Origin of the sequence: Cupriavidus basilensis OR16 (assembly GCF_000243095.1) — a bacterium.
GTDB lineage: Bacteria > Pseudomonadota > Gammaproteobacteria > Burkholderiales > Burkholderiaceae > Cupriavidus > Cupriavidus basilensis_D.
Window position 1 is genome coordinate 1 of record NZ_AHJE01000269.1, and the last position, 682, is coordinate 682.

The window sequence follows — 682 nt, forward strand, 5'->3', positions numbered from 1 at the left end:
TCGCCCCATCGCCCCTGGAGAATGACAATAGTTATCTGCGCTCACAAATCACCGTAACTCACTGATTTTTAAAGATAAACTGCATTGTGATGTTTTGTGCCAACTGTGCATAGTCTGAGGATTCACTGCACATCCCATGTCATCCAGCAGGTCTGTACCAAGTATGCGGATAACGTCGGCCGCGAGGGTACTTGATTGGCGCATGCTCGCCTTGCTGCCATACCCATGCTTGCTGGCCAGGAGGTTGTAGTTGGCTGGCACGAGGTCACCGGCCAATGCTGAGAGTGAGAGCCTGTGCAGAGTTTCTTCAACGTTCCGTGCCAAGGGCGCTCCCTTGGCTCCGTCGCTAATATCCTCAGGGAGTCTCAAGTCAAGGTATCCGTAGCCACGCCGCATCGGCGATATGAGCATTTGCTTAGCGTGAACAGGGCAGGAGCGTATGCCAGGCAGGAAGTGCGTGCGGTGCACGTATGTCTCCCCGAATGTGCGCGCCTCGTTTTCAGCGCACATGGGGCAGAACCGCCTATTGCAAGCATTGGTCGTAGCCTTCAGGAACAGATTAAACCGGAGCATATCTTCCTCTGATGAGAAGGCGGCCAGTGCAACGTAGTACCACGGATGGCAACAGGTAGAAACGCCGCCGCGTAGGGGAACATCGTGTGATCGGCCAGAAGCTGCTGTA

Annotated in this window: 1 pseudogene; it reads right to left on the reverse strand. The window is 54.7% G+C overall.

Features of this window, described 5'->3' with window-relative positions:
* Positions 1 to 48: 48 nt before the first annotated feature.
* Positions 49 to 682, reverse strand: a pseudogene (locus OR16_RS47045) (hypothetical protein); the annotation flags it as partial.